General features: G+C 68.7%; 19 protein-coding genes. 11 read left to right on the top strand and 8 right to left on the bottom strand.

All coding sequences use genetic code 11. The features are described from left to right. Positions 1 to 10: 10 nt before the first annotated feature. The gene (locus AB5I40_RS39550; RefSeq protein WP_370935263.1) at positions 11 to 514 is read right to left on the bottom strand and encodes a metallophosphoesterase; all 504 of its coding nucleotides are present in this window, start codon (positions 512 to 514) and stop codon (positions 11 to 13) included. Between the two features lie 4 nt (positions 515 to 518). Next, complete coding sequence (locus AB5I40_RS39545; protein ID WP_370935262.1) at positions 519 to 1,172, bottom strand: GntR family transcriptional regulator; 654 nt, start codon at positions 1,170 to 1,172, stop codon at positions 519 to 521. 118 nt (positions 1,173 to 1,290) lie between these two features. On the opposite strand from AB5I40_RS39545, the gene araD reads away from it, so the two are divergent. Both araD and AB5I40_RS39535 read left to right on the top strand, forming a co-directional pair. Then, positions 1,291 to 3,009, top strand: coding sequence for an L-arabinonate dehydratase (gene araD, locus AB5I40_RS39540; protein WP_370935261.1), 1,719 nt, complete (start codon positions 1,291 to 1,293; stop codon positions 3,007 to 3,009). 91 nt (positions 3,010 to 3,100) lie between these two features. Then, the gene (locus AB5I40_RS39535; RefSeq protein WP_370935260.1) at positions 3,101 to 4,876 is read left to right on the top strand and encodes a VanW family protein; all 1,776 of its coding nucleotides are present in this window, start codon (positions 3,101 to 3,103) and stop codon (positions 4,874 to 4,876) included. Here AB5I40_RS39535 and AB5I40_RS39530 read toward each other — a convergent pair. After that, entirely contained in the window at positions 4,860 to 5,537 is a 678-nt protein-coding gene (locus AB5I40_RS39530; protein WP_370935259.1) for a TetR/AcrR family transcriptional regulator C-terminal domain-containing protein, read from the bottom strand. The two genes, AB5I40_RS39535 and AB5I40_RS39530, sit on opposite strands and share 17 nt — an antisense overlap. Positions 5,538 to 5,616: 79 nt before the next feature. Here AB5I40_RS39530 and AB5I40_RS39525 point away from each other — a divergent pair, with 79 nt between their 5' ends. The 5 genes from AB5I40_RS39525 (at position 5,617) to AB5I40_RS39505 (ending at position 10,195) form a co-directional block, all read left to right on the top strand. Continuing rightward, positions 5,617 to 6,174, top strand: coding sequence for an ester cyclase (locus tag AB5I40_RS39525; protein WP_370935258.1), 558 nt, complete (start codon positions 5,617 to 5,619; stop codon positions 6,172 to 6,174). 42 nt (positions 6,175 to 6,216) lie between these two features. Beyond that, positions 6,217 to 6,987: an ABC transporter ATP-binding protein gene (locus tag AB5I40_RS39520; RefSeq protein WP_370935257.1), complete on the top strand. Its 771-nt coding sequence runs from the start codon at positions 6,217 to 6,219 to the stop codon at positions 6,985 to 6,987. Beyond that, positions 6,963 to 8,552 (top strand): hypothetical protein, encoded by a 1,590-nt coding sequence (locus tag AB5I40_RS39515; protein WP_370935256.1) that lies wholly within the window; start codon positions 6,963 to 6,965, stop codon positions 8,550 to 8,552. Before AB5I40_RS39520 ends, AB5I40_RS39515 begins: the two co-directional genes overlap by 25 nt. A 93-nt stretch (positions 8,553 to 8,645) precedes the next feature. Continuing rightward, positions 8,646 to 9,005: a YciI family protein gene (locus AB5I40_RS39510; protein WP_370935255.1), complete on the top strand. Its 360-nt coding sequence runs from the start codon at positions 8,646 to 8,648 to the stop codon at positions 9,003 to 9,005. After that, positions 9,002 to 10,195 carry an RNA polymerase sigma factor gene (locus tag AB5I40_RS39505; protein WP_370935254.1) on the top strand — a complete coding sequence of 398 codons (1,194 nt, stop codon included), beginning with the start codon at positions 9,002 to 9,004 and terminating at the stop codon, positions 10,193 to 10,195. The genes AB5I40_RS39510 and AB5I40_RS39505 overlap by 4 nt, the downstream gene beginning before the upstream one ends. A gap of 942 nt (positions 10,196 to 11,137) precedes the next feature. On the opposite strand, the gene AB5I40_RS39500 is transcribed toward AB5I40_RS39505, so the two are convergent. Continuing rightward, on the bottom strand, positions 11,138 to 12,490 hold the full coding sequence (locus tag AB5I40_RS39500; protein WP_370935253.1) for a TrpB-like pyridoxal phosphate-dependent enzyme: 1,353 nt from the start codon (positions 12,488 to 12,490) through the stop codon (positions 11,138 to 11,140). Positions 12,491 to 12,698: 208 nt separating this feature from the next. On the opposite strand from AB5I40_RS39500, the gene AB5I40_RS39495 reads away from it, so the two are divergent. Continuing rightward, on the top strand, positions 12,699 to 13,478 hold the full coding sequence (locus tag AB5I40_RS39495) for a PIG-L family deacetylase (RefSeq protein WP_370935252.1): 780 nt from the start codon (positions 12,699 to 12,701) through the stop codon (positions 13,476 to 13,478). 740 nt (positions 13,479 to 14,218) lie between these two features. Here the strand turns inward: AB5I40_RS39495 and AB5I40_RS39490 are convergent. The 3 genes from AB5I40_RS39490 to pucD form a co-directional block, all read right to left on the bottom strand. Further along, entirely contained in the window at positions 14,219 to 14,707 is a 489-nt protein-coding gene (locus AB5I40_RS39490) for a (2Fe-2S)-binding protein (RefSeq protein ID WP_370935251.1), read from the bottom strand. After that, positions 14,698 to 15,576: a xanthine dehydrogenase family protein subunit M gene (locus tag AB5I40_RS39485; RefSeq protein WP_370935250.1), complete on the bottom strand. Its 879-nt coding sequence runs from the start codon at positions 15,574 to 15,576 to the stop codon at positions 14,698 to 14,700. The genes AB5I40_RS39490 and AB5I40_RS39485 overlap by 10 nt, the downstream gene beginning before the upstream one ends. Before the next feature lie 231 nt (positions 15,577 to 15,807). Further along, positions 15,808 to 18,132: a xanthine dehydrogenase subunit D gene (gene pucD / locus AB5I40_RS39480; protein ID WP_370935249.1), complete on the bottom strand. Its 2,325-nt coding sequence runs from the start codon at positions 18,130 to 18,132 to the stop codon at positions 15,808 to 15,810. Between the two features lie 83 nt (positions 18,133 to 18,215). Between pucD and AB5I40_RS39475 the strand changes: the two genes are divergently transcribed. Then, entirely contained in the window at positions 18,216 to 19,211 is a 996-nt protein-coding gene (locus tag AB5I40_RS39475) for a LacI family DNA-binding transcriptional regulator (protein WP_370935248.1), read from the top strand. A 25-nt stretch (positions 19,212 to 19,236) separates the two neighbouring features. On the opposite strand, the gene AB5I40_RS39470 is transcribed toward AB5I40_RS39475, so the two are convergent. Next, positions 19,237 to 20,220, bottom strand: coding sequence for an amidohydrolase family protein (locus tag AB5I40_RS39470; protein ID WP_009081542.1), 984 nt, complete (start codon positions 20,218 to 20,220; stop codon positions 19,237 to 19,239). A 340-nt stretch (positions 20,221 to 20,560) separates the two neighbouring features. Here AB5I40_RS39470 and AB5I40_RS39465 point away from each other — a divergent pair, with 340 nt between their 5' ends. Further along, positions 20,561 to 21,961, top strand: coding sequence for an amidohydrolase (locus AB5I40_RS39465; protein WP_370935247.1), 1,401 nt, complete (start codon positions 20,561 to 20,563; stop codon positions 21,959 to 21,961). Positions 21,962 to 21,995: 34 nt separating this feature from the next. Beyond that, entirely contained in the window at positions 21,996 to 23,357 is a 1,362-nt protein-coding gene (locus AB5I40_RS39460; RefSeq protein ID WP_370935246.1) for a nucleobase:cation symporter-2 family protein, read from the top strand. The last annotated feature ends 105 nt before the right edge of the window (positions 23,358 to 23,462 follow it).

The raw sequence follows: 23,462 nt of genomic DNA, 5'->3' as shown, positions 1-23,462 counted from the left end.
TTTTACCCGTTCAGCCGCGCCGAGGCAGCTCATGCAGCTCGACGTCGCCGAGACGGCCGTTTTTGAGCTCCGCGGTCTGGTAGGTGCAGAACGGCTGCCGTCGCCGGTCGGTGGGCGAACCCGGGTTGAGCAGCCGCAGCCCGCCGGGCGTCACCGAATCCCACGGGATGTGGCTGTGCCCGAAGATCAGCACGTCGACGTCCGGATACAAGGCGTCGCACCGCTTCGCGCGACCCTTCGCGTCGCCAGTTTCGTGTACCACCGCCAGCCGGACGCCCTCCAGCGTCTCGCGAGCGACCTCCGGCAGCCGTTTCCGCAGTTCAGGGCCGTCGTTGTTGCCATAAACGCCGATCAGCCGGGCGCTGCGGGCCTCAAGAGCGTCGAGAGTGTCGACGTCGACCCAGTCGCCCGCGTGCACCACGACGTCCGCCTTCGCGACTTCGTCCCAGACCTGTGCGGGCAGTTCCTTCGCCCGCTTCGGCAGATGAGTGTCCGCGAGAAGCAGCAACCGCACGCCGTCACTCCTCCCCGATCGCCTCGAGCACGTGGTCGAGGAACGCCGCGATGTGCGCGCGCAGCAGCTCGGCCGCGCCGTCCTCGTCGCCCTTCTTCGCGGCGGCGAGCACCGCCTTGTGCTCGTTCCATTCCTTGCGCCAGCTGGGATTCGCGTCCCAGCCGACCACGGTGATCAGCGCCGCGCGGTCGCGCAGATCGTCCAGCATCGACACCATCAACGGGTTTCCGCAGCCCGCGTACAGCGCGCGGTGGAACCGCCGGTTCAGCAGGCTCAACGTGGTCTGGTCAGCGTCCGCGCTCGACGCTTCCTTGAGGACCTGCGCGGCCTCGTCGAACGCTGTGCGGTCCGAAGACCGGATGGCGCGGCGCAGCGCTTCGGGCTCCAGCACCATCCGCACGTCGTAGACCGATCGCGCCAGCTCCGCGTCGACCACGCACACCGACGCGCCCTTGTACGGGCTGAACGTGACCAGCCCGGTGTTGGACAGCACCTTGAGCGCCTCGCGCACGGGCGTCTTCGACACCCCGAGCCGCGCGGCCAGCTCCGCCTCCACGAGCTGCTGGCCGGGCACCAGCTCGCGGGCGAGAATGCCGCGCCGGATCTCCTCCAGCACCACCTCGGTGCGGGAGGCGGGGAGGCTGAACGTGGACGGCATGCCGACCCTCCTGGCTTTCGCGCTCGTCCCCGCACATTCAACCAGGCGGGCGTCTCCGAGCGTCGACACGTACGATCATATATCAGATGCCATCCGCCGACCGAGGAGACGCAGCCCGATGAAGGCACCCGAGGACTTGCGCAGCCACCGCTGGTTCGGCGGCGACGACCTGCGGAATTTCAGCCACCGCACCCGCGCCCGGCAGCTCGGCTACGAGCCGGGAGAACACCTCGGCAAGCCGGTGATCGGCATCCTCAACACCTGGAGCGACATCAACCCGTGCCACCAGCACCTGCGCGAACGCGCGGAGCAGGTCAAGCGCGGCGTGTGGCAGGCGGGCGGGTTCCCGCTGGAGTTCCCGGTGGCGACGCTGTCGGAGACGTATCAGAAGCCGACGCCGATGCTGTACCGGAATCTGCTGGCAATGGAGACCGAGGAACTGCTGCGGTCGTATCCGGTCGACGGCGCGGTGCTGATGGGCGGCTGTGACAAGACCACCCCGGCGCTGCTGATGGGTGCGGCGAGCGCCGGGCTGCCGTCGATTTTCGTGCCCGCCGGGCCGATGCTGCGCGGAAACTGGCGCGGCGAGGTGCTCGGCAGCGGCACCGACATGTGGAAGTACTGGGACGAACGGCGCGCCGGCACGATCGGCGACCGCGAGATGGCCGAACTGGAACGCGGCCTCGCCCGCTCCCCCGGCCACTGCATGACGATGGGGACCGCGTCGACCATGACGTCCGCCGCCGAGGTGCTCGGGCTGACGCTGCCCGGCGCGGCGTCGATCCCGGCGGTCGATTCCGCGCACCACCGGATGGCGGCGGCGACCGGCGCGCGAATCGTGGGCATGGTGTGGGAGGACCTCACGATCGCGAAGATCCTCGACGAGCGCGCGTACGCCGACGCGATCACCACTGTGCTGGCGCTCGGCGGGTCGACCAACGCGGTGATCCACCTGATCGCGATGGCCGGACGCAGCGGGATTTCGTTGTCCCTGAAGGATTTCGACGAGATCGCCCGGCGGGTGCCGGTGCTGGCGAACATCCGGCCGGGCGGCGATTGGCTGATGGAGGACTTCTATTACGCGGGCGGCCTGCCCGGGTTGTTGTCCCGCTTGACCGACCTGCTGCACCTCGACCACATCACCGTCACCGGGCGTCCGCTCGCCGATTCCCTCGCCGAAGCCCGCGTGCACAACGACGACGTGATCCGCCCGCGCGACAACCCGGTCGCCAGCGAAGGCGGCGTGGCCGTGCTCCACGGAAATCTCGCGCCCGGCGGCGCGGTGATCAAGCACATCGCCGCCGACCCCGCGCTGCTCACGCACACTGGCCCGGCGGTGGTTTTCGACAACTACCAGGATCTGAAGAAGCGCATCGACGACCCGGCGCTGGGTATCACCGCCGATTCCGTATTGGTGCTGCGCGGATCCGGTCCGCTCGGCGGTCCCGGGATGCCCGAGTACGGCATGCTGCCGATCCCGGCGCACCTGCTGGAACAAGGCGTCCGAGACATGGTGCGGATCTCCGACGCCAGGATGAGCGGCACCAGCTACGGCGCGTGCGTGCTGCACGTGGCACCGGAATCGCACGTCGGCGGGCCGCTCGCGCTCGTCCGCGACGGCGACCTGATCACCCTGGACGTGCCTTCGCGGACGTTGCAGCTTCAGGTGGACGACGCCGAACTGCAGCGTCGTCTCGCTTCGTGGGCCGCCCCTGCGCCGCGGTTCGAACGAGGTTACGGTGCGCTGTACGCGGAGCACATCACGCAGGCCGACGAGGGCTGCGACTTCGACTTCCTCGCCCGCGCCGGTGCCAATCCAGAACCGGACGCCGGGTGACCGGTTTGTTCCGCTGGGGGCAGTAGTCCGGCATGTCCGGCTCGGCCCGTACGCTGTGCCCTTGACCGCAGCGAATCGAAGGGGTCGTGAGGTGCAGTACGAACCGCGCTGGCCGGAAACCGACAGCGACCAGACCGAGGTCCTGCCGGTCGTGCCGCCCGAGGAACCTCCGTCCCCGCCGCGAAGGCGGGGCCTGCGCAAAGCGGGCTGGATCAGCGGCGGCGTGCTCGGCGTCCTGGTCGTCGCCTACCTCATCGACCTGCTGACCAGCCAGGGCCGGGTGCCGCGCGGCGTCGTCGTGGCCGGCGTGGACGTCGGCGGGCTGGAGCGGCCGGTCGCCGAACGCGAGCTGCGCGGGAAGATCGAGCCGCGGCTCACCCAGCCGCTCACCGTCACCGCGGGCAACGCGCACACCAAGCTGTCGCCGACCGAGGCCGGGCTGGGCCTGGACTGGAGCGGCACTCTCGACCAGGCGGGCGACCAGCCGATCAACCCCTTCACCCGGCTCGCGTCGTTCTTCAGCACCCGGGAACTGGGCGTCGTGTCGCACACCGAAGCGGACAAGCTCGACCCGGCGCTCGAGGACCTGCGCGGACGCGTCGACCGGGAGCCGGTCGAGGGCACGATCCGGTTCGACGGCACCACCCCGGTCGCGGTCCCGCCGCAGGCCGGGCAGAAGCTGGACGTCGCGGCGGCGCGCGCGAAGGTGCTGAGCGGCTGGGCTTCCAGCAACGAACTGACGCTCCCGGTCGCGCCGACGCCGGTGCGCACCACCGCCGAGGGCGTCCAGCGGGCGTTGACCGAGTTCGCCAAGCCCGCGGTGTCCGCGCCGATCGTGGTCAAGGGCGAAGGCGCGGACGCGACGCTGACGCCGGAGCAGATCGCCGGGGCGCTCACGTTCGTGCCCGGCGACGGCGGCGGCCTCGCCCCGCAGGTCGACCCGAAAAAGGTCACCGACGCGCTCGCGCCGCAGCTGAAGTCCACCGAGCAGGAGGGCAAGGACGCGGCCATCGCGTTCTCCGGCGGCAAACCGGTCGTCGAACCGTCCGCGGACGGCAACACAGTCGACTGGGAGCAGAGCCTCAAGCCGCTGCCGAACACGCTCAAGCAGACCGACAGCCGCGAGCTGAAGGCGATCTACAAGAAGACGCCGGCGAAGGTCACCACCGAGCAGGCGGACAAGCTGGGCGTCAAGGAAGTCATCGGCGAATTCAGCACCGGCGGGTTCGCGCCCGACTCCGGCACGAACATCCGCGTGGTCGCCGAGAAGGTGAACGGCGCGATCGTGAAGCCGGGAGAAACGTTCAGCCTCAACGGGTTCACCGGCCCGCGCGGGCGTCCGCAGGGCTACGTCGAGGCGGGCGTGATCGAGAACGGCGCGCCTGCCCGCGAGGTCGGCGGCGGCATTTCGCAGTTCGCCACCACGCTGTACAACGCGGCGTACTTCTCCGGGATGAAGGACGCCGGGCACAAGGAACACAGCTACTACATCAGCCGTTATCCGGCCGCGCGCGAGGCGACGGTGTTCCAGAACCCCAATGGCGCCAGCGTGATCGACCTGAAGTTCACGAACGACTCGGACACCGGCGTCGCGATCCAGACCGTCTGGACGCCGTCGTCGATCACCGTGAAACTGTGGGGCACCAAGCGCTACACCGTCGAATCGGTTCCCGGCGAGCGGTCGAATCCGACGCCGCCGCCGACGAAACCGGGTCCGGCGGAGAACTGCCACGCGTCCAACGGCGCGCCCGGTTTCACCGCGAGCGATACCCGGATCCTGCGCGACGCGTCGTCGGGCCGGGAGGTTTCGCGGCACACGCGGTCGGTCCGCTACAACCCGCAGCCGAAGATCACCTGCGGGGAGTAGCGAGTCGCTGCATCGTGGCGGCCACCGCCAGATCGACGGCGAAGGAAAACTCCGCTTCGTGATCGCACCGCGCCAGATGCGGCGCGGATTCGACGACGGCGGGAAGTTCGGTCTGCTCCAGTTCGGCGCGGCGGTGGGCGATTCCGGCCTCGTCGGTGACGCCGAACGCCGGTCCCGCGCCCGCCTCGCGCAGGAGCGAGCCGACCACGACGGCGAGGAGCGAACGCAGCAGGTGCACGGCTTCTTCGGGGGACGCGCCTGCCTTGCGCAGCACCGAAAGCACCGCCTCGACCGGGGCGAGTGCGGCGATCGACGGCAACTGTCTGGTTAGGACGAGCGCGGCGGCCTGCGGATGCGCGCGCGTTGCTTTCCGGAAGGACTGGGCGATCGCGCGCAGGTCTTCTTCGGGCTGTCCGGTCAAGTCCGGGAGGTCGATCCCGCCGAGCACGTGCCCGGCGACAGCGTCGAGCAAGGCTTCTTTGCCGTCGATGTGGTGGTAGAGGCTCTTCGCGTCCACGCCGAGGCGCTGCCCGACGGTCCGCATGCTCACCGCTGCCGCGCCGTCGGCGTCGACTACTTCCAGCGCGGCCGTCAGGATCGCCTCCCGCGACAGCCGGGCGTCTCCCTTGCGCGGGCGTCCCCGGCGCGTCGTGGTGTTCACGGCTCCATCATGGCGCACTTGCGGTTAACCCACACTGTGGATTAAATTGCGGTTCCCCTCTCCCGGCTTGGAGGAACCCGTGGACCCGTTGGCCATCCCCGCGCCCGAAGTGCTGCGAGCCCGGCAAAAGCTCGTCCTCGACCACTTCCGCGACGAGGTGCGCCAGGACTGGGACGACGTGCTGGCGACGTTCCCGCACCCGCGCTACGAGATCGTCCCGACGATGACCGTGCACGACGGCGATGCCGCGGTGCGCGGCTACTACGACGAAACGCGTCGCGCTTTTCCCGATCAAGACCACGAAATCATTGCCCTGCGGCACAGCGCGGATGCGGTAATCGTTGAATTCTGGCTTCTCGGCACACATCGCGGGCCGCTCGGGAAAATTCCGCCGACCGGGCAGCGGTTCCGCGTCCGGATGACCGCGTACTTCCTGTTCGACGCCGACGAGCATCTGGTGTGCGAACGCATTTACTTCGACACGCTCACCATGCTCCGCCAGCTGCTGAGCGCGTACGACGTCCGGAAACCCGCCTCGTGGCCCAAGCTGGTTCGGGCGGTGCGCGGGCTGCTGGCGATGTCCGGAACCCCGGATCCGCGGCTCTCCGAGACCACTCCGCCCGCTTTTTGTCGGTGACCCCGCGTACAGTCGTGCGCACACCACGGGAAGGGGGAACCGGTGTCCGACGACGCGGCCATGGGGCTTTACGGACTCACCAAACGGTTCGGGACCACGCTGGCAGTAGACAATGTGGGGCTGGAAGTGCCACGGGGGTCGTTCTTCGGCCTCGTCGGCCCCAACGGAGCTGGCAAAACGACGTCGCTGTCGATGGCGGTCGGGCTGCTGAGGCCCGACGCCGGCGAGGCGCGCGTGTTCGGGGTGGACGTCTGGCGGGAACCGGAACGGGCGAAAAGCCTGATCGGCGTTCTTCCGGACGGCTTGTCCATTCCGGAGCGGCTCACCGGGCGGGAACTGCTGACGTACATGGGCTTGCTGCGCGGGCTCGCGCCGGACACGGTCGCCGAACGCGCCCAGGAACTGCTCGGCGTGCTGGAGCTGACGGACGCCGAGCGCACCCTCGTCATCGACTATTCCGCGGGCATGCGCAAGAAGATCGGCCTCGCGACGGCGTTGCTGCACGGGCCGCGGCTGTTGGTGCTGGACGAGCCGTTCGAAGCGGTGGACCCGGTTTCCGCGTCGACGATTCGCACGATCCTGCAGCGGTTCGTCGCTTCCGGCGGCGCGGTCGTGCTGTCGAGCCACGTGATGGCGTTGGTGGAACAGCTGTGCAGCCACGTCGCGGTGATCACGCGCGGGCGCGTCGTCGCCGCGGGCGCGGTGGCGGACGTGCGCGGCGAAGGCACGCTGGAAGACGCGTTCGTGCACATTGTCGGCGGGCGGACCGGTGGAGCGGAGGGGCTGGCGTGGTTGGCGTCCTCGTCCGACTGAAGCTGCGGGTCCTGCGCAATTCGCTGCGCGGGCGGCAGATCGCCGGAATGATCGTCGGCGGCATTTTCGGTCTGCTGGCGGCCCTGTTCACCATCGGCATCGCGGTGTTCCCGGCTCCGGAAGCGCGGATCACGGTCGACCTGCTCACCTCGGTCTACGCGGTGTGGATGGCGGGCTGGGTGCTCGCGCCGATCGCGACCGGCGGCGGGGACGACACCCTGCGGCCGGAGCACTTCGCGCTGCTGCCGATCGGCCGCCGGAAGCTGGCGGTCGGCCTGCTCGCGGCGAGTTTCGTGGGCGTAACAGCGCTGGTGAGCCTGCTGGCGTTCCTCGGCTTGGTGTTCTACGGCCTGCGGTTCGGCGCCGGGGCGGCGCTCGTCGGGCTCGTGTTCACCGTGCTGCAGCTGGCGTTCGTGGTGTTGCTGTACCGCGTGGTGATGGCCGCGCTCGGCACGCTGCTGACGTCGCGCAAGGGCAAGGAACTGGGCATCATCCTGGTGGCGCTCACCGGGTTGTCCGGCGTCGCGGTGAACTACGTGATGCGGAGTGTCGGCCCCGCGATCGTCACCGGCCAGATGCCCGGCTTCGTCAGCGTCATGCACGCCCTGCCGTCCGGATGGGGCACCCTCGCGGTGCACGCCGCCGGAGTCGGTGAATGGGGCACCGTCGGCGGTCTCTTCGCCGCACTGCTCGGGTCAGTAGCGGTCTTGGTCCTGGTCTGGGGCGCGCTGCTGGCCCGCCAGGTCACCACCCCTTCCTTCCGCGGCGCCTCCCGCACCCGCGCGAAGGGCACCCGCACGAAGCGCAGCCTGCTCCCTGCCACCCCGATCGGTGCGGTGGCGCGCAAGGAGCTCTACACCTGGTGGCGAGACGCCCGCCGACGCGTCGCTCTGCTGTCGACGCTGCTCATCGGTTTCGTCATCACCGTCGTGCCAGCCCTGTCCGGCGGTGGCGGCGGACAGTCGGTGATGCTGCCGTATTTCGGTGTCGCAGTGGTGATTTTCGCGTCCATGCAGTCCGGCAACCTGTACGGAATGGACGGCAGCGCGCTGTGGCACACGCTCGTCGTCCCCGGCGCCGAACGCGCCGACGTGCGCGGCCGGCAGCTGGCGTGGGCCCTGATCGTCGCTCCCATCGCCGTGGTGCTGGCGCTGGTCCTGCCCGGCGTCACCGGCGTGCCGGGCGCGTACCCGTGGGTCCTCGGCCTCGTCCCGGCGACCCTGGGCGCCGGAGCCGGAATCCTGATGCTGCAATCGGTCTTCCTGGCGTTCCCGCTGCCGGATCAACGCCGCAGCGGCAGCCCGTGGTCGTCCGGCGGCCGCCCCGGCTGTGCCCGCGGCGCCATGATGCTGGCGACAACCCTGCTCATCGTGCTCGGCGCGTTGCCGGTGGTGGCGCTGTGCGTGGCCGGAAAGCTGGCGGACCTGCCGGTGCTGCAGTGGCTGGGCATTCCGGTCGGCATCGCGACCGGCGTCGCCTTGGCGTGGTGGTGGGGTTCGCTCGCCCAGAAACGGCTGGTGGAGCGGGGCCCGGAGCTGCTGGCGACCGTCTCCAAGGAACGGTGACAGATTTTTCTTGCCGGATTTTTCCGCCGGGTTGTCGACTGGCGTCACGTGCGTTCGTAGCCAAGGTAAGAGACCCGGCTTGAGGAGTTCGCCATGAAGCAGTACCTGCTGGCCGTCCAGGCAGACGAAACCACCCTGGAGACCGGCGAGGAGCTGGCCGCCCAGATGGCCCGCACCACCAAGGTCACCGACGACATGAAGGCCGCCGGCGCCTGGGTCTTCGTCGGCGGCTTGCGTCCTTCGCACGCCACCACGGTGGTCCGCCCCGCGAACGGCACCACCACCGTGACCGACGGCCCGTTCGCCGAAACAAAGGAGCAACTGGGCGGCTTCTGGGTGATCCAATGCGCGGACCTGGACGAAGCCCTGCTGTGGGCTGACAAGTGCGCGCAAGCCTGCGGCCGCCCCATCGAAGTACGCCCGTTCGCCGACGGCCCGGAGGACGTCGCGTGACACTGGCCGCGGTCTACCGAGCCGAGTACGGCCGCTGCGTCGCCACCCTGACCCGCCTCCTCGGCGACATCGGATTAGCCGAGGAGGCGGTGCAGGACGCGTTCGCCATCGCAGTCACCGCCTGGGCCGAGTCTCTGCCGGCAAACCCAGGCGCCTGGATCGTGACCACCGCCCGAAACCGCGCGATCGACCGCCTCCGCCGAGAATCCACCCGCGAGGCCCGGCACGCCCAGGCCCTGCTCCTCCACCAGCCCGCCGAACCAGCAGAGGAGGGCCCCGTGCGCGACGACCAGTTGCGGATGATCTTCACCTGCTGCCACCCGGCCCTGTCGCCGCTCGCGCAAACCGCCCTGACCCTGCGCCTGCTGGGCGGTTTGGAAACCGCGGAGATCGCCCGCGCGTACCTGGTCCCGGAACCGACGATCGCCCAGCGGATCGTCCGAGCCAAAAAGAAAATCCGCGACGCAGGAATCCCGTACCGAGTCCCCGACGAGGCCGCACTGCCGGACCGCCTGGCCTCTGTCCTGACCGTCCTGTACCTGGTTTTCAACGAGGGCTACACCTCGACCTCCGGCCCGCTTGTCCGGACAGACCTGTGCTTGGAGGCTGTCCGCCTCACGCGCGCCCTAGCCGACCTGATGCCCGACGAACCCGAAGTCCAAGGCCTGCTAGCCCTGCTGCTCCTGACCGAGGCGCGCCGCCCGGCCCGAGTCAACCCCGCCGGCGAGCTTGTCGTCTTGACCGCCCAAGACCGTTCCCTGTGGAACCGAACCCTGATCGCCGAAGGCCACGCCTTAGTACGCCAATGCCTACGCCGCGGCCAGCCCGGGCCGTACCAGTTTCAAGCCGCGATCAACGCCGTCCACACCGATGGCCCGACGACGGATTGGCCGCAAGTACTGGCCCTCTACGACCGACTCCTGGCCCACACCCCCACCGCCGTAGTAGCCCTGAACCGCGCGGTGGCGGTCGCCGAAGTCCACGGCCCAGAACTGGCCCTGGCCCTAGTGGACGAGCTGGACCTGCCCGGCTACCACCTGCTGCCCGCCACCCGGGCGGACCTGCTGACCCGCCTAGGCCGCACCGCCGAAGCCGAAGCCGCCTACACCGAGGCGATCGCGCTGGCCACGAACGACACTGAGCGAGCTTTCCTGGAGACCCGCCGATCGCAGCTCGCCGGAGATGCCTGAGCTCGGTCTCGCTTCCCGTTCCGTCGCCGGTTCTTCGCGCACGCGACAGTTCGGCTCGGCTCAGCGGAGCTTTCGTCTCCCGCTCGCCAGCCCTTGCCATCACGTCTGCGCACCGGCCCGGCCCGTGAGCACAGCCGTGGCTTGGTCCGACGGAGGCTTCGGCTTCCGCAAGCCAGCCTTGCCCACTCACCAGCGCAGGCCAACCCGCGAGCACAGCCCACAGTTCAGTTCGGCAGGCCTTCAGCTGTATCCGCCCGCACGCCCAGGCATCTGCCCGGGCCAGCCCGCGAGCACACACCGCGGCATGATTCGGCGGAGCCTCACCGTCCGCCGCCACGCACCGGCCCATCCGCTGGATTCCGACTCGTCGGCCACGTTCGGCGAGGACGGCACTGAACCAGTTCGCCGCAGTTCCGCGTCATCCGCGACGAAGCCCGAACCGCTTCCTGGTCAACCGACCGCGACCCAGGCGAGCCTCCTTGGCCGAGCCGAGCCGAGCCGAGCCGGGCCGGGTCGGGTCGAGCCGGGCCCGGTCGAGGTACCTTCCCGTCATCGTCAGGCCATCCAAGCCAACGACACCTCACCGACCGACCGCAGCCCAAGCAAACCTCCTTGGCCGGGTCGAACCGGGCCAGGCCGAGGCACCGTCCCGTCATCGTCAGGCCATCCAAGCCAACGACACCCCACCGACCTCCGCAACCCGCCTGGGCAACCAGTCGATCGGTCCGGTCCGCCGCTGCCCGCCAACCGATCCCAACCGATCCCCGCCGACCGCAACCCGCCTGGATCGTCAGTTGATCCGTCCAGCCTGCCGCCGCCTGCGCACCGATCCCGGCCAATCACTTTCAGCCGACCACTTCCAGCCATCCCGCTAACGCAGCATCACCCGCCAACGAACTCCCGCACCCCCTCCCCTCCTCTCCCGTCCGCCAGCCGCACCCGTCAGGGAAGCGCCGCCAGCGATTCCTCCAGTGCCGCGTCCGGCAGTTCGTTGTCCACCATGTCCCCCGCCAAATACGCGCCGTACGCGGGAAGGTCGAGGTGTGCGTGTCCGCAGAGAGCCGTCAGGATCACCTTCTCCTCGCCGGTCTCCTTGCAGCGCAACGCTTCCTGGATGCACGCCGCCAATGCATGCGTCGGTTCAGGCGCGGGGATGATGCCTTCCGTGCGGGCGAACTGCACCCCGGCGGCGAAACATTCCTGCTGGCCGATCGCGAGCGCCTCGATGAGCCCCAGCTCGTAAATGTGCGAGATCAGCGGCGACATCCCGTGGTAGCGCAGGCCTCCGGCGTGGATCGGGTCCGGGATGAAGCCGTGGCCGAGCGTGTGCATTTTCAGCAGAGGCGTGAGACCGGCGGTGTCGCCGAAGTCGTAGGCGTAGCGGCCGCGGGTGAGGGTCGGGCAAGCCGCCGGTTCGACCGCGCGGATCACCGGGTTCATCCGGCCGGCCAGTTTTTCCCGCAGGAACGGGAAAGCGAGCCCGCCGAAGTTGGAGCCGCCGCCGGTGCAGCCGACGAGCACGTCCGGGGTGTCGCCGGCCATTTCGAACTGGCGGAGGGCTTCCTCTCCGATGACTGTCTGGTGCAGCAGCACGTGGTTGAGCACGCTGCCCAGCGCGTACCGGGCGCCCGGATCCGCCGCGGCCTGCTCGACGGCTTCGCTGATCGCGATCCCGAGGCTGCCCGTCGACTGCGGATTCTCGGCCAGGATCGCGCGGCCAGCAGCAGTACGGTCCGATGGACTCGGGTACACCTGCGCGCCGAACGTCTCCATCATCAGCTTGCGGTACGGCTTCTGGTCGTACGACGCCCGCACCTGCCAGACCTCACACGACAGCCCGAACGTCGCGCACGCGAATGCCAGCGCGCTCCCCCACTGCCCGGCGCCGGTCTCGGTGGTGAGCCGCGTGACGCCCTCGGCCGCGTTGTAGAACGCCTGTGGCACAGCGGTGTTCGGCTTGTGCGAGCCGACCGGGCTGACGCCCTCGTACTTGTAGTAGATCCGCGCCGGGGTCCCGAGCGCCTTCTCCAGCCGGCGGGCGCGGTAGAGCGGCGACGGACGCCATAGCCGATAGACGTCGCGGACTTCCTCGGGAATGTCGATGTAGCGCTCGGTGGTCACTTCCTGCTCGATGAGCGCCTGCGGGAACAGCGGGGCCAGGTCCGCGGGCCCGACGGGCTCGCGCGTGCCCGGGTGCAGCGGCGGAGGCGGCGGCTCGGGCAGGTCCGGCACCACGTTGTACCACTGCGCCGGGAGATCGGCCTCGTCCAGGATGTATTTCGTCCGTTCTGCCATGACGCCTCCTCGGTCGGCGGACCCCAACGTAAGCCGGGCGGCGGGAGAAGCCAAGCGCGAGAGCGCGCGAGGGGACCCCTCGCGCCGATAAAGCCGCAGGTCCACCCGTGTGGGCGACCTGTCCACAATGGAGGGTGTGGACGATTCGCCGGAAGCCGTTTCCGGCGGGCGCCGGTTTTTGTCGGTGGGTGCCGGTAGGTTCGTTGGCATGGCGACATTGGTGACGTTCCACGCTCATCCGGACGACGAGGCGATCATGACCGGCGGCGTGATGCGCAAGGCGGCCGACGAGGGACACCGGGTGGTGCTCGTGGTGGCCACGCGCGGGGAAAAGGGCGAGATCCCCGAGGGCCTGCTCGAAGACGGCGAGCAGCTCGCGGACCGGCGCGTGAAGGAGACGCAGGCGGCTGCTGAGGTGCTGGGCGTCTCGCGGGTGGAGTTCCTGGGATACCAGGACTCCGGAATGATGGGCGACCCGTCGAACGACGGCCCGGGCACGTTCTGGAGCGCGCCGGTCGAAGAGGCGGCGGAGCGGCTGGCGACGATCCTGCGCGAGGAGTCGGCGGACGTGCTGACGGTGTACGACGACTTCGGCGTCTACGGCCACCCGGACCACATCCAGGTCCACCGCGTCGGCATGCGCGCGGGCGAACTCGCGGGCACACCGCGGATCTACCAGGGCTCGGCGAACCGCGACGAGATCCGCCGCGCCGCCGAAGCCGCACGCGCGGCGGGCGAGGAAGGCGGCCCGGACGAGGACATGATCATCGGCAAGCCAGCAGCCGAGCTCACCGCGGAAGTGGACGTCACGGCATACGCGAAGGTGAAGCGGGCTGCGATGCGCGCGCACCAGAGCCAGATCAGCGAGGATTCGTTCTTCCTGGCCCTGCCGGACGACAAATTCGGCCAGGCTTTCGGGACGGAGTGGTTCATTCGCGAAGGGCAGGGGCCGGGGGTGACGGAGACGGATCTGATGAAGGGACTCTGACCGGCCTGGGACAAGCCGGGGCACGGAGCTACCGGTGCTGACCGCAGGACCGAGATGGGTCGGCGAGTCAGCGCAGGACCGAGACGGGTTAGCAGGTCAGCTCAGGACCGAGATCGGTCAGCAGGTCAGCGCCGAGGGAGTCGCCCGCGCAGGCACGATTTCCGATGCGGATCGCTGACCGAGACGGGTCAGCAGGTCACCGCAAGAACGAAACGGGTCGCCAGGTCAGCGCAAGACCGAGATGGGCCGGCAGGTCACCGCAAGAACGAAACGGGTCGCCAGGTCAGCGCAAGACCGAGATGGGCCGGCAGGTCAGCGCCGACGGAGTCGCCCGCGCAGGCACGATTTCCGGTGCGGATCGCAGACCGAGCCCGGTCGCGGATGGGCACTGGCGGTCGCACGTGCGCCGAGCTGCGAGGAACGGCGGGGCCGCGACAGCCCGCAGTCGAGAGCAGACTGGCCATGCTGCGGAGCAGACGGAATTGATCGCGTGACACCGGGCGGACAGCCCGAACAGGTGTGGGTGATGCCCGAGCCGAGGGAAATGGTTGGCCGGTCCGCGTTCTCATGCGGGACTACAGGCAGTTGCCCGCGCGGGGGTACGACATCGCGCGGCCGCCGCCCGACGTGGACGATGCGGAGGCCATGCGGGTCGTGCGGGGTCTCGGCGCATGCGCCTGACAAGGCAGCTCAGTCGACGCAGCCCAGTCGACGTGGTGGTTCCCGCACGCGGGCAGCTGTCACGCGGGGTTCGCGGGCTCCGAGTCTCCGACTCGAGCCGCAGCCAGGCGGACTGCGTCCAAGATTTTCTCGTACCCGGTGCAGCGGCACAGATTGCCCGCCAGGGCTTCGCGGATTTCTGGGTCCGTCGGGGCGGTCACGCGGTGCACGAGTTCGTGTGCGGCGACGACCAACCCCGGCGTGCAGAAGCCGCATTGCACGGCGCCGGTGTCGATGAAGGCTTGTTGTACTGCGTCCAGCTCGTCGCCGTCGGCCAGGCCCTCGACCGTGCGGACGTTCCTGCCTTCGGCTTGGCCCGCGGCGACCAGGCACGAACACACTGGGGTACCGTCCAAATACACTGTGCACGAACCGCATTCACCCTGTTCGCAGGCGTTTTTCGAGCCTGGCAAGCCCAGTTGGTCGCGCAGGACGAAGAGCAGGCTTTGTCCTTCCCAGACCTCGTCGACAGTCCGCGGCTCGTCATTGACCGTGAGGTTCAGGCGCATTTCGGCTGCCCGCCTTTCCGATAGTCGTCCCAGGCCCAGCTCAACGTCCGGCGGGCCAGTACTGCGATCGCGTGGATGCGGTAGTCCGCGCTGCCCCGGACGTCGTCGATCGGGGACGCGGCGCTCGCGGCCAGTTCGCCGAAACGGCGGACTACCGGGCCCGGCAGCGGGGAGCGGGATTCCCACGATTCGGAGAGGGCGTCGCGGAGGAAGTCTTCGGCGGCGGTGGCTCGGCGTGGCGTCGGGGCGGCCGATCCGACTGCCGCGCCTACCCAGCCGGTTTCTGGGGCCAGGTCCAGTGCGAACGAGCAGACTGCGATGACCATCGCGTTGCGGGTGCCGACTTTCGCGAACTGTTGCGGGCCGGTCGCGACCGGAAGGTGGATGGCGGCGATCAGCTCGTCCTGAGTCAGTGCGTTGCGTTTGACGCCTTGGTAGAACTCCGTAGCCGGGATCATCCTGGTGCCGCGCACGGACGCGACCTCGATTGTCGCGTCACAAGCCAGGAGCATGGGGTGGGCGTCGCCGGCTGGGGAGGCAGCGCCCAGGTTTCCGCCGACGGTGCCGCGGTTGCGGATTTGCGGGGACCCGACGGTGCGGCTCGCCATCGCCAATCCGGGGAGGCGGGTGCCCAGCTCAGTGATGATCCGGGTGTACGACACGCCTGCGCCCAGACGGATGCGGCCGTCTTTTTCGGTCCATTCGGTCAGGTCGCTGATCCGGGTCAGGTCGAGCAACGCGGTGGGGCGACGGTGGTCGAAGTTGAGTTCGACCAGGACGTCGGTGCCGCCCGCCAGGGGGACGGCGTCGGGGCGGTCCGACTTGACCGCCAGGGCTTCCGCCCAGGTCACAGGGGTCAGGAAATCCACGGGGCACCTCCGGCCTCGGGAAGGAACGGGAAGGGTCGAACGGCCGCGTCGGGCGAGCCGGTCACGAAGCGGTATGCAAGCTCGCCGCGTGGTCCTGGGCGATGTCGTCTGGGCGGATCGGGGAGTTCGGCAAAGGCAAGCCGGTCACGAAAGTGGCACTCACGCCTGCACCGCAGCCTCCGATCAAAGCGATGCCGTCCGGACGGATCAGGGTCAGCAAAGGGAGGCCGGTCACGAAGCCGCACCCAACCCCGCGCCGCGGCCTCCCGCCAAAGCGATGTCGTCCGGACGGACCGGGGCGTTCGGCAAAGCCAAGCCGGTCGCTGAGCGGAGGGCGTTCAGGATCGCGGGGGTCGAGGAAAGGGTCGGCGGCTCGCCGACGCCGTTCAAGCCGTAAGGCGAGTCCGGGTGCGGGAATTCGAACAGGCTGATCGGCATCGGCGGCACATCCAGCACGGTCGGGATCAGGTAGTCCGTGAAGGACGGGTTTCGCACCCGGCCCTCGGCATCCACCAGGATCTCTTCCATCAAAGCCAAACCAAGGCCCTGCACGCTCCCGCCTTCGATTTGGCCTTCTACCGCCAGCGGGTTCATCGCCTTGCCGACATCCTGGGCGGTCGCCAGCTCTACGACCTTCACCAAACCCAGTTCGACATCCACGTCCACCACGGCTCGGTGGGCGGCGAAGGCGAAGGCGATGTGTGCGTCGCCCTGGCCGGTTTCCGGGTCGATGCCCTGGGTGGGGCGGTGGTGGTACTCGAAGGTGTGCGAAAGAGTGTCCGAACCGACCAGGTCGGCGATGGAGCACACGGGTCGTCCGGCGGTGTCCAGGACTTGGTCGTTGCCCAAAGAGAAGCCTGAAGCAGCTGACGCGCGGCGCAGGAGTTCCCGGGCGATGTAGCGGCAAGCCCCCTGCACGGCACCGGTCGACATCCAGGTCATTCGGGACGCGGAGGCGGAACCGGCGTCGCCGATTTGGGTGTCGGCGGGGAGGACGACTACCCGGGAGACGCCTAGTTCCGTGCTCGCCACTTGCGATTGGACCGTCGTGACGCCTTGTCCGCATTCCGCGGCGGCGGTGTGCACCGAGACCACCGGGGCGCCGTTCACGACGGCCAGAGTGACTCGGGCGGTCGAGATGTCGTCGACGCCTCCTGAGTAGCCGATCGCTTTCACCCCGACCGCGTAGCCGACTCCGCGACGCACCCCCTCGCCGTGCGTCGTGTTGGCGGCTCCGCCTGGCATAGAAAGAAGATCCATCGCGGCCGCGGGTGGTAGTGGACGGTCGCGGAGGGCTTGCAACAGTTCCGCGACGGGGGCCGGGCCGTCGACGGCTTGGCCAGTCGGTAGGACGGTGCCGGTCGTCATGGCATTGCGGAGGCGCAACTCCATGGGGTCCATGCCCAGTTCGTGCGCCAGTTTGTCCATATTGGACTCGCAGCCATAGGCCGACTGGACAGCGCCGAAACCGCGCATCGCGCCGCAGGGTGGGTTGTTCGTGAACACTGCCAGGCCGTCGATTTCAGCATGAGGGACGTCGTAGGCGCCGGTCACGAAATAGCAGGCGTTAGCGATGACTACGGGGGAAGTCGACGTGTAGGCACCGCCGTCCAGAACTAGGCGCGCTTTGACATAGACCAGGCGACCGTCCTTTGTGGCTCCATGTTCGTAGTGCATCTTGGCCGGATGGCGGTGTACGTGGCCGAAGAAGGATTCGTAGCGGTTGTAGGACATCTTCACCGGGCGTCCGAGACGCAGGGCGAGCATGCAGGCGTGCACGTGGACGGAGAGGTCTTCTCGGCCGCCGAAGGCACCGCCGACGCCTGCCAAAGTGAGGCGGACTTTTTCTGGCGGCAGACCTAGGCACGGAGCTAACTGTTCTAGGTCTTTGTGCAGCCATTGCGAGGAAACATAAAGCTCGACGCCGCCATCCTCGGAGGGAATAGCCAGGCCGGATTCCGGACCCAGGAAAGCTTGGTCCTGCATCCCGACCTCGTACTCGCCGGTGACGACGACGTCCGCTTCGGCGCGGGCCCACGAAAGGTCGCCGTGGCGGATTTTCACGTGGCGTACGAGGTTTCCGTCGGGGTGGATGGGGCGGATGCCCTGGTCCAAGACGGTCATCGGGTCGGTGACCGGGGTCAGCGGTTCGTAGTCGACGATGATCAGTTTTGCGGCCTGGCGGGCGGTTTCCGGGTCGTCGGCGGCGACCAGCGCGACGGGTTCGCCGTGGTAGCGGACCTCGTCGACAGCGAGGACCGGCTGGTCGGCGGACTTCATTCCGTACGTCTTCGCGCCGGGTACGTCCTCGTGGGTGAGCACTGCGTGCACGCCCGGTTGAGCGAGAGCCTTGCTCGTGTCGATGGACCGGATCCGCGCGGCCGCGTACGGGCTGCGCAGCGTGGTCGCCCAGACCATGCCCTCGATCCACAAATCCGACGAATAGGCGAACCTGCCGGACACCTTGGCGGCGCCGTCCGGACGGAGGGCGCTTTCGCCCACCCCGGCGGCTTTCCCGGTTTCCGCGGCGCGTACCAGCGAGTCCACAGTGACCACCAGCTTTCCTGCTTTGCCGACTCCACGGGATTCAACACGTGTAGATCGGGACTGTCAACGGCTCTTCGGGTATCGTCTGGCGCATGCAGCGGGTCACCCGGGACGATGTCGCACGGCTGGCGGGCACCTCGCCGGCCGTGGTCAGTTACGTGCTCAACAACGGGCCGCGTCCGGTCGCTCCCGCCACGCGGGCACGGGTGGAACAGGCGATCGCCGACCTCGGGTACCGGCCGAATCTCGTCGCGCGCGCATTGCGGTCCACGCGCAGCAACGTGCTCGGGCTGGTCGTGCCGGACAGCAGCGAGGGCTACTTCACCCAGCTCACCCACGCGGTCGAGCGCGCCGCGTTCGCGCGCGGATCCCTTGTGCTGCTGGGGAATTCGGCATTCTCCCGGGAGCAGGAGCTGCGGTACGCCGAATCGCTGGCGAACATGCGCGTGGACGGCCTGCTGCTCGTCCGCGCGGAGATCGCCGGCGCGGCCGCGACTCACTCCACTTTGGACGTTCCGGTCGTCTACCTGCATCACCACGCCCCGTCCGGTGCCGCCGCACCGTCCGTGGTGCTAGACAACAAGGCGGGCGGGCGGCTGACCACCGAACATCTGCTCGGGCACGGTTATCGCGAGATCGGGTGTCTCACGGGTACCGCGCGGTCCGGGCCGGTAGCCGATCGAGCCCGCGGCTGGACCGAGGCAATGCGGGCGGCCGAAAGAAAAACAGGCAACGTCGTCCGCACCGGTCTGGATCGGCATGCCGCACGGGCCGACATCCGGCGGTGGCTGCAGTCGCCGGAGCGACCGCGCGCGATCATGGCGACCGCGGACGGGCTGGCGCTCGATACGCTCACTGTCGCCGCAGAGCTTGGCTTGAGCGTGCCGAAAGACCTTGCGGTGATTGGCTTCGGCGGAACCGATGCCGCCGCGCACAGCTGGCCCGCATTGTCCACCGCAGGGCATTCCTTCGACGATTTCGCCGACGCCGCAGTGTCCACGCTGGACAAACTCCGAGAGAACACCCAACCGGAAGACCGCGTCCTCGACGTACACCTGACCGCGCGCGCCAGCTGCGGGTGCGAGTAAACCCGCAGCTGGCGCAGCACCAGAATCAGGAGTTAGCGGCCTCTGCCCACGCCGACGGCGTGTAGCCGAGATAATGCGACGCGTGCGTATTCGCCGCCGAGGCCTGCGGAATGTCCCCGCGCAAATACGCCTCGGCTTCCGCCTTGTCCTTCGGCGGCGGCGTCGGCGCCAGGCCGAGCAGCTTGGCCATGTTGTTGCCGAGGTAGCCCTCCAGGTCGTCCTCGGACAGGTTCAGGCCCTGCGGCGGCTGGTGGCACAGCACTTCCAGCTCCCGTGCCCACATGCCGGGCTCGTTCGGCGGCGAGTCGGTGCCGAAGACCAGGTCGCTCTTCTTCATCTCCTTGGCGAATTCGACGATCCGCGACTGCAGCAGCCAGCCCGATTCGCCGATCACGTTCGGCGAGTCCTGGATCATCCAGAACGCCTCGAAACAGTAGACGCCGCCGGTCTGGATGCCGAAATGGCCGAGAATGAACGTGACGTTCGGGAACTCGCGGATGATCGGGTAGAACTGGGTCGGGATCGAGTACGGCCCGTCCCCGGTGTGGATCAGCACGATCACGCCGAGCTCGTCGCACACCCGCATCACCGGCCGCAGCCAGTCCAGCGCCCGGTCCGGGCGGTAGGAATGCATGTTGGCGTGCAGCTTCAGCATCTTGTAGCCGTATTCCTTCACGTGGAAGGCCAGCTCCGCCGCGCCGTTTTCCGGGCCGAACCGCGGGTTGTACATGAAGTTCCCGACGAACCGGTCCGGGTACTGCTGCACGAGCGAAGTCACGTACGCCTGGTACTCGCGGATGCCTTCGCGCCCGGTTTTGTTGCCCTCGCGCCAGGTCGTGTTGCCCGGCGGCGGCATGATGCAGCTGACGTCCACGCGCCGCGGCTTGCCGTTGATCCAGAATGGACCGTCCATCATTTCCAGCGTGCGCTCGCCGGTGAACGGGGTTCCGGTGTGCCGCCAGGCTTCGTCGACGAGATTCGTCGGATGGACATGGGTATCGATAATCACCGGATGTCTCCTTACGCAAGACTTGAGTAAAGGACTCCCCGGCCGCGCTTCACCGCACCTACGGGACCCGGAAGCGCGATCCGCGCTCCGGCGCAACCGAGTGCAACACCTTCGCCGCCCGCTGTCAACACATGATCGCCGAATGCCTTGCGCGGCAAGACTTTTCCGGAGAAGGCTCTTGACACCGGTCCCGCGAGGGCTTTGCATTGAACGACCCGGCGGCGCTGCCGGGCGCCGGTGACCTCCCGTTTCGGGCCAACCGTTCGGCCAGCTGCCTCCAGCCGCGCGCTGGAGACGACCGCCGGGCCGGGTCCGACCCCGCCCGGGGAAGGGCGGCCCGATGTCGGCTGCGGAACCCTGCGAACTCCTCCTGACCGGCGGCACCGTGGTGACCGTCGACGACCAGCGCACAGTCCACTCCAGCGGCCACGTCGCGATCACCGGCGACCGGATCGTCGGCGTCGGACCGGGATCCGGCACTGAGCGCTGGCACGCCGAAGAGATCGTCGACTGTCGCGGCAAGGCGGTGCTGCCCGGCCTGGTCGACGGGCACAACCACCTCTACCAAGCGCTCGCTCGCGGGCTCGGCGAAGGCATGTCGATCGTGCCCTGGCTGTGCGATTTCATGTGGCCGTATTCGATCGCGATCACCGGGCCCGAAGCAGTGGCCGGAGCTCGGCTCGGCGCAGTCGAGGCGTTGCGTGCCGGCATCACGACGGTGATCGACAACCATTACGCGCCAAGCGATCTTGAAACGACGCTCGCCGTCGCGGACGTCATCGAGGAGGCCGGTCTTCGCGGCGCGGTCGCCCGCGGCATGCTGGGCGAACGCACTGAAATCGCCGACCGCCGCGGGCAGCCGATCGAACTGTTCCGCTATTCCAGCGAGGACGAATTCGCGATCACCCGCGAGGCGATGGAACACCGGCCGCCGACCGCCAAGGTCGCGGTGTGGCCGGCCGCGCTCAATCTCTGTTACGTGGAGCAGAAACTCGTCCGCCGAACGGTCGAACTCGCCCGCGAATTCGGCACTCGCTGGCACACCCATTGCTGCGAGAGCAAAACCGATCCGGTCAGCTACCTCGAAACCCACGGGCTCCGGCCGGTCGAATGGCTCGCGAAAGAAGGCCTGCTCGACGAACGGGCCACCCTCGCGCACGCGATCTGGCTCGACGAAGCCGAAATCGAGCAGGTCGCCGCTGCCGGTGCCGGGGTCTCGCACAACCCGGCGTCCAACGGTTACCTCGCCTCGGGCACCGCGCAGATCGCGAACCTGCGAAAGCGGAATGTTCCGGTCGCGCTGGGCACCGACGGTCCCAGCTGCGGCCATCGGCAAGATCTTTTCGAGGCAATGAAACTGAGCGTCTTCGGCCAGCGAACGGCCACTTTGGACCCGACGGCCCTGCGAGCCGAGGACGCGCTGGAAATGGCCACCCGCGAGGGGGCCCGTTACGCCGGAATCGACGCGGGAGTGTTGAGCGAGGGCAAACTCGCCGACGTCATCGTGACCGCGCTCGACCGTCCGCACGTGCGCCCGGTGCACCGGGCTGTCGCCGCCCTCGTCTACTCCGCCCGCGGGTCCGATGTGGAGCTGACGATCGTGGGCGGCGAGATCGTCTACCGCGACGGACAGTGCGTCCGCGTCGACGAAGAGGCCGCCGCCGACGAGGCGGAACGGCACGCGGCCCGGCTGCTGGAACGCAGCGGCATGGGCGGCCTGCTCACTCCCTGGGCGCGGTGATCCGCGCTCCCCTTTCCCCGCTGTGGAGGAAACCATGCGATTCCGTCCGCGCACCACCCGAGCCGAAGCCGCGACCCGCGACGCGGTCGACACCGTCCCCCGGCTGCGGCAAATGCTCCCGCTCGGTGTCCAGCACCTGCTGGTCGCCTACTCCGGAATGGTCACCGTCCCGCTGCTGATCGGGCTCGGCGTCGGCCTGTCCACCGCGCAGATCGCCACGCTCGTCACGGCGAACGTGCTGGTCAGCGGCATCGCGACGCTGTTGCAGACGCTCGGGATCGGCAACGTCGGCGTCCGGCTGCCGATCGTGATGGGCTCGACCTTCACCGGCATCACCCCGGCGATCATCGTCGGCAAGGAGGCCGGGCTGCCCGCGGTCTTCGGCGCGACGATCGTCGCCGGGCTGCTGACCTGGCTGGTCGCCCCGTGGTTCAGCAAGCTGATCCGGTTCTTCCCGCCGATCGTGACCGGGACGATCATCGCGATCATCGGGTTCTCGCTGCTGCCCTCCACGGCGACGCTGATCGCCGGGTCCAATCCGGGCGCCGCCGACCACGGTTCGGCCGGACGGCTCATTCTCGGGCTGGGCACCATTGTGCTGACTGTCTGTTTGGAACGGTTCGCTCCGCCCGCGGTGCGCCGCTTCGCGATCCTGATCGCGCTCGCCGTCGGCACGCTCGTCGCGATTCCGCTCGGCATGGCGGACTTCAGCTCGGTCGGGCACGCGGATTGGGTCGGTGTGGTGAAGCCGTTCGAGTTCGGCATGCCGACGTTCGCCTTGTCCGCCTTGCTGCCGATGATCATCGTGCAGCTGGTGAACATGGTCGAATCGACCGGCGACACGCTCGCCATCGGGCAGATCGTCGGCCGCGACGTCGGACCGCCGGAGATTTCCCGGGCACTGCGCGCGGACGGGATCGGCTCCGCCTTTGCGGGAGTGTTCGGCTCGTTCACCGTCGTCACCTTCGGCGAGAACGTCGGCCTGGTCAGCATCACCCGCGTGATGAGCCGGTTCGTGGTCGCCACCGCGGGCGCGGTGCTGGTGCTCATGAGCCTGGTGCCGAAACTCGGCGCGGCCGTCGCGTCGCTGCCCGGACCGGTGCTCGGCGGCGTCGGCGTGGTCATGTTCGGCACCGTCGGCGCGGTCGGGCTGCGCATCATGAGCCAGGCGGATCTCAGCAACGGGCGCAATATCTTGATCGTCGCCATCTCGTTCGGCTTCGGCCTGTTGCCGGTCGGCGCGCCAGAGTTTTACCAACATCTGCCCGTGGTGGTGCAGACCGTGCTCACGAGCGGCATCGCGGCCGGCGGCATCGCGGCGTTCCTGCTGAACCTCGTGCTCAACCGCCGCGAGCGGGCTCCGCGCACCGGAGGAGAAGCCGCGCCCGGGTATTGACCCTCGGCGGCTTCCGATGCACCATAGTCGAAACTCCTTGCAGGGAAGGAAAAATCTTCGATCATCCCATAACCCCGTAGGTGCGGCGGCAGGATTCGCGCGCGG

The organism is Amycolatopsis sp. cg13, assembly GCF_041346965.1.
GTDB lineage: Bacteria > Actinomycetota > Actinomycetes > Mycobacteriales > Pseudonocardiaceae > Amycolatopsis.
The sequence above is the reverse complement of the archived record's forward strand: the minus strand, read 5'-3'. Positions and strand labels throughout refer to the sequence as shown.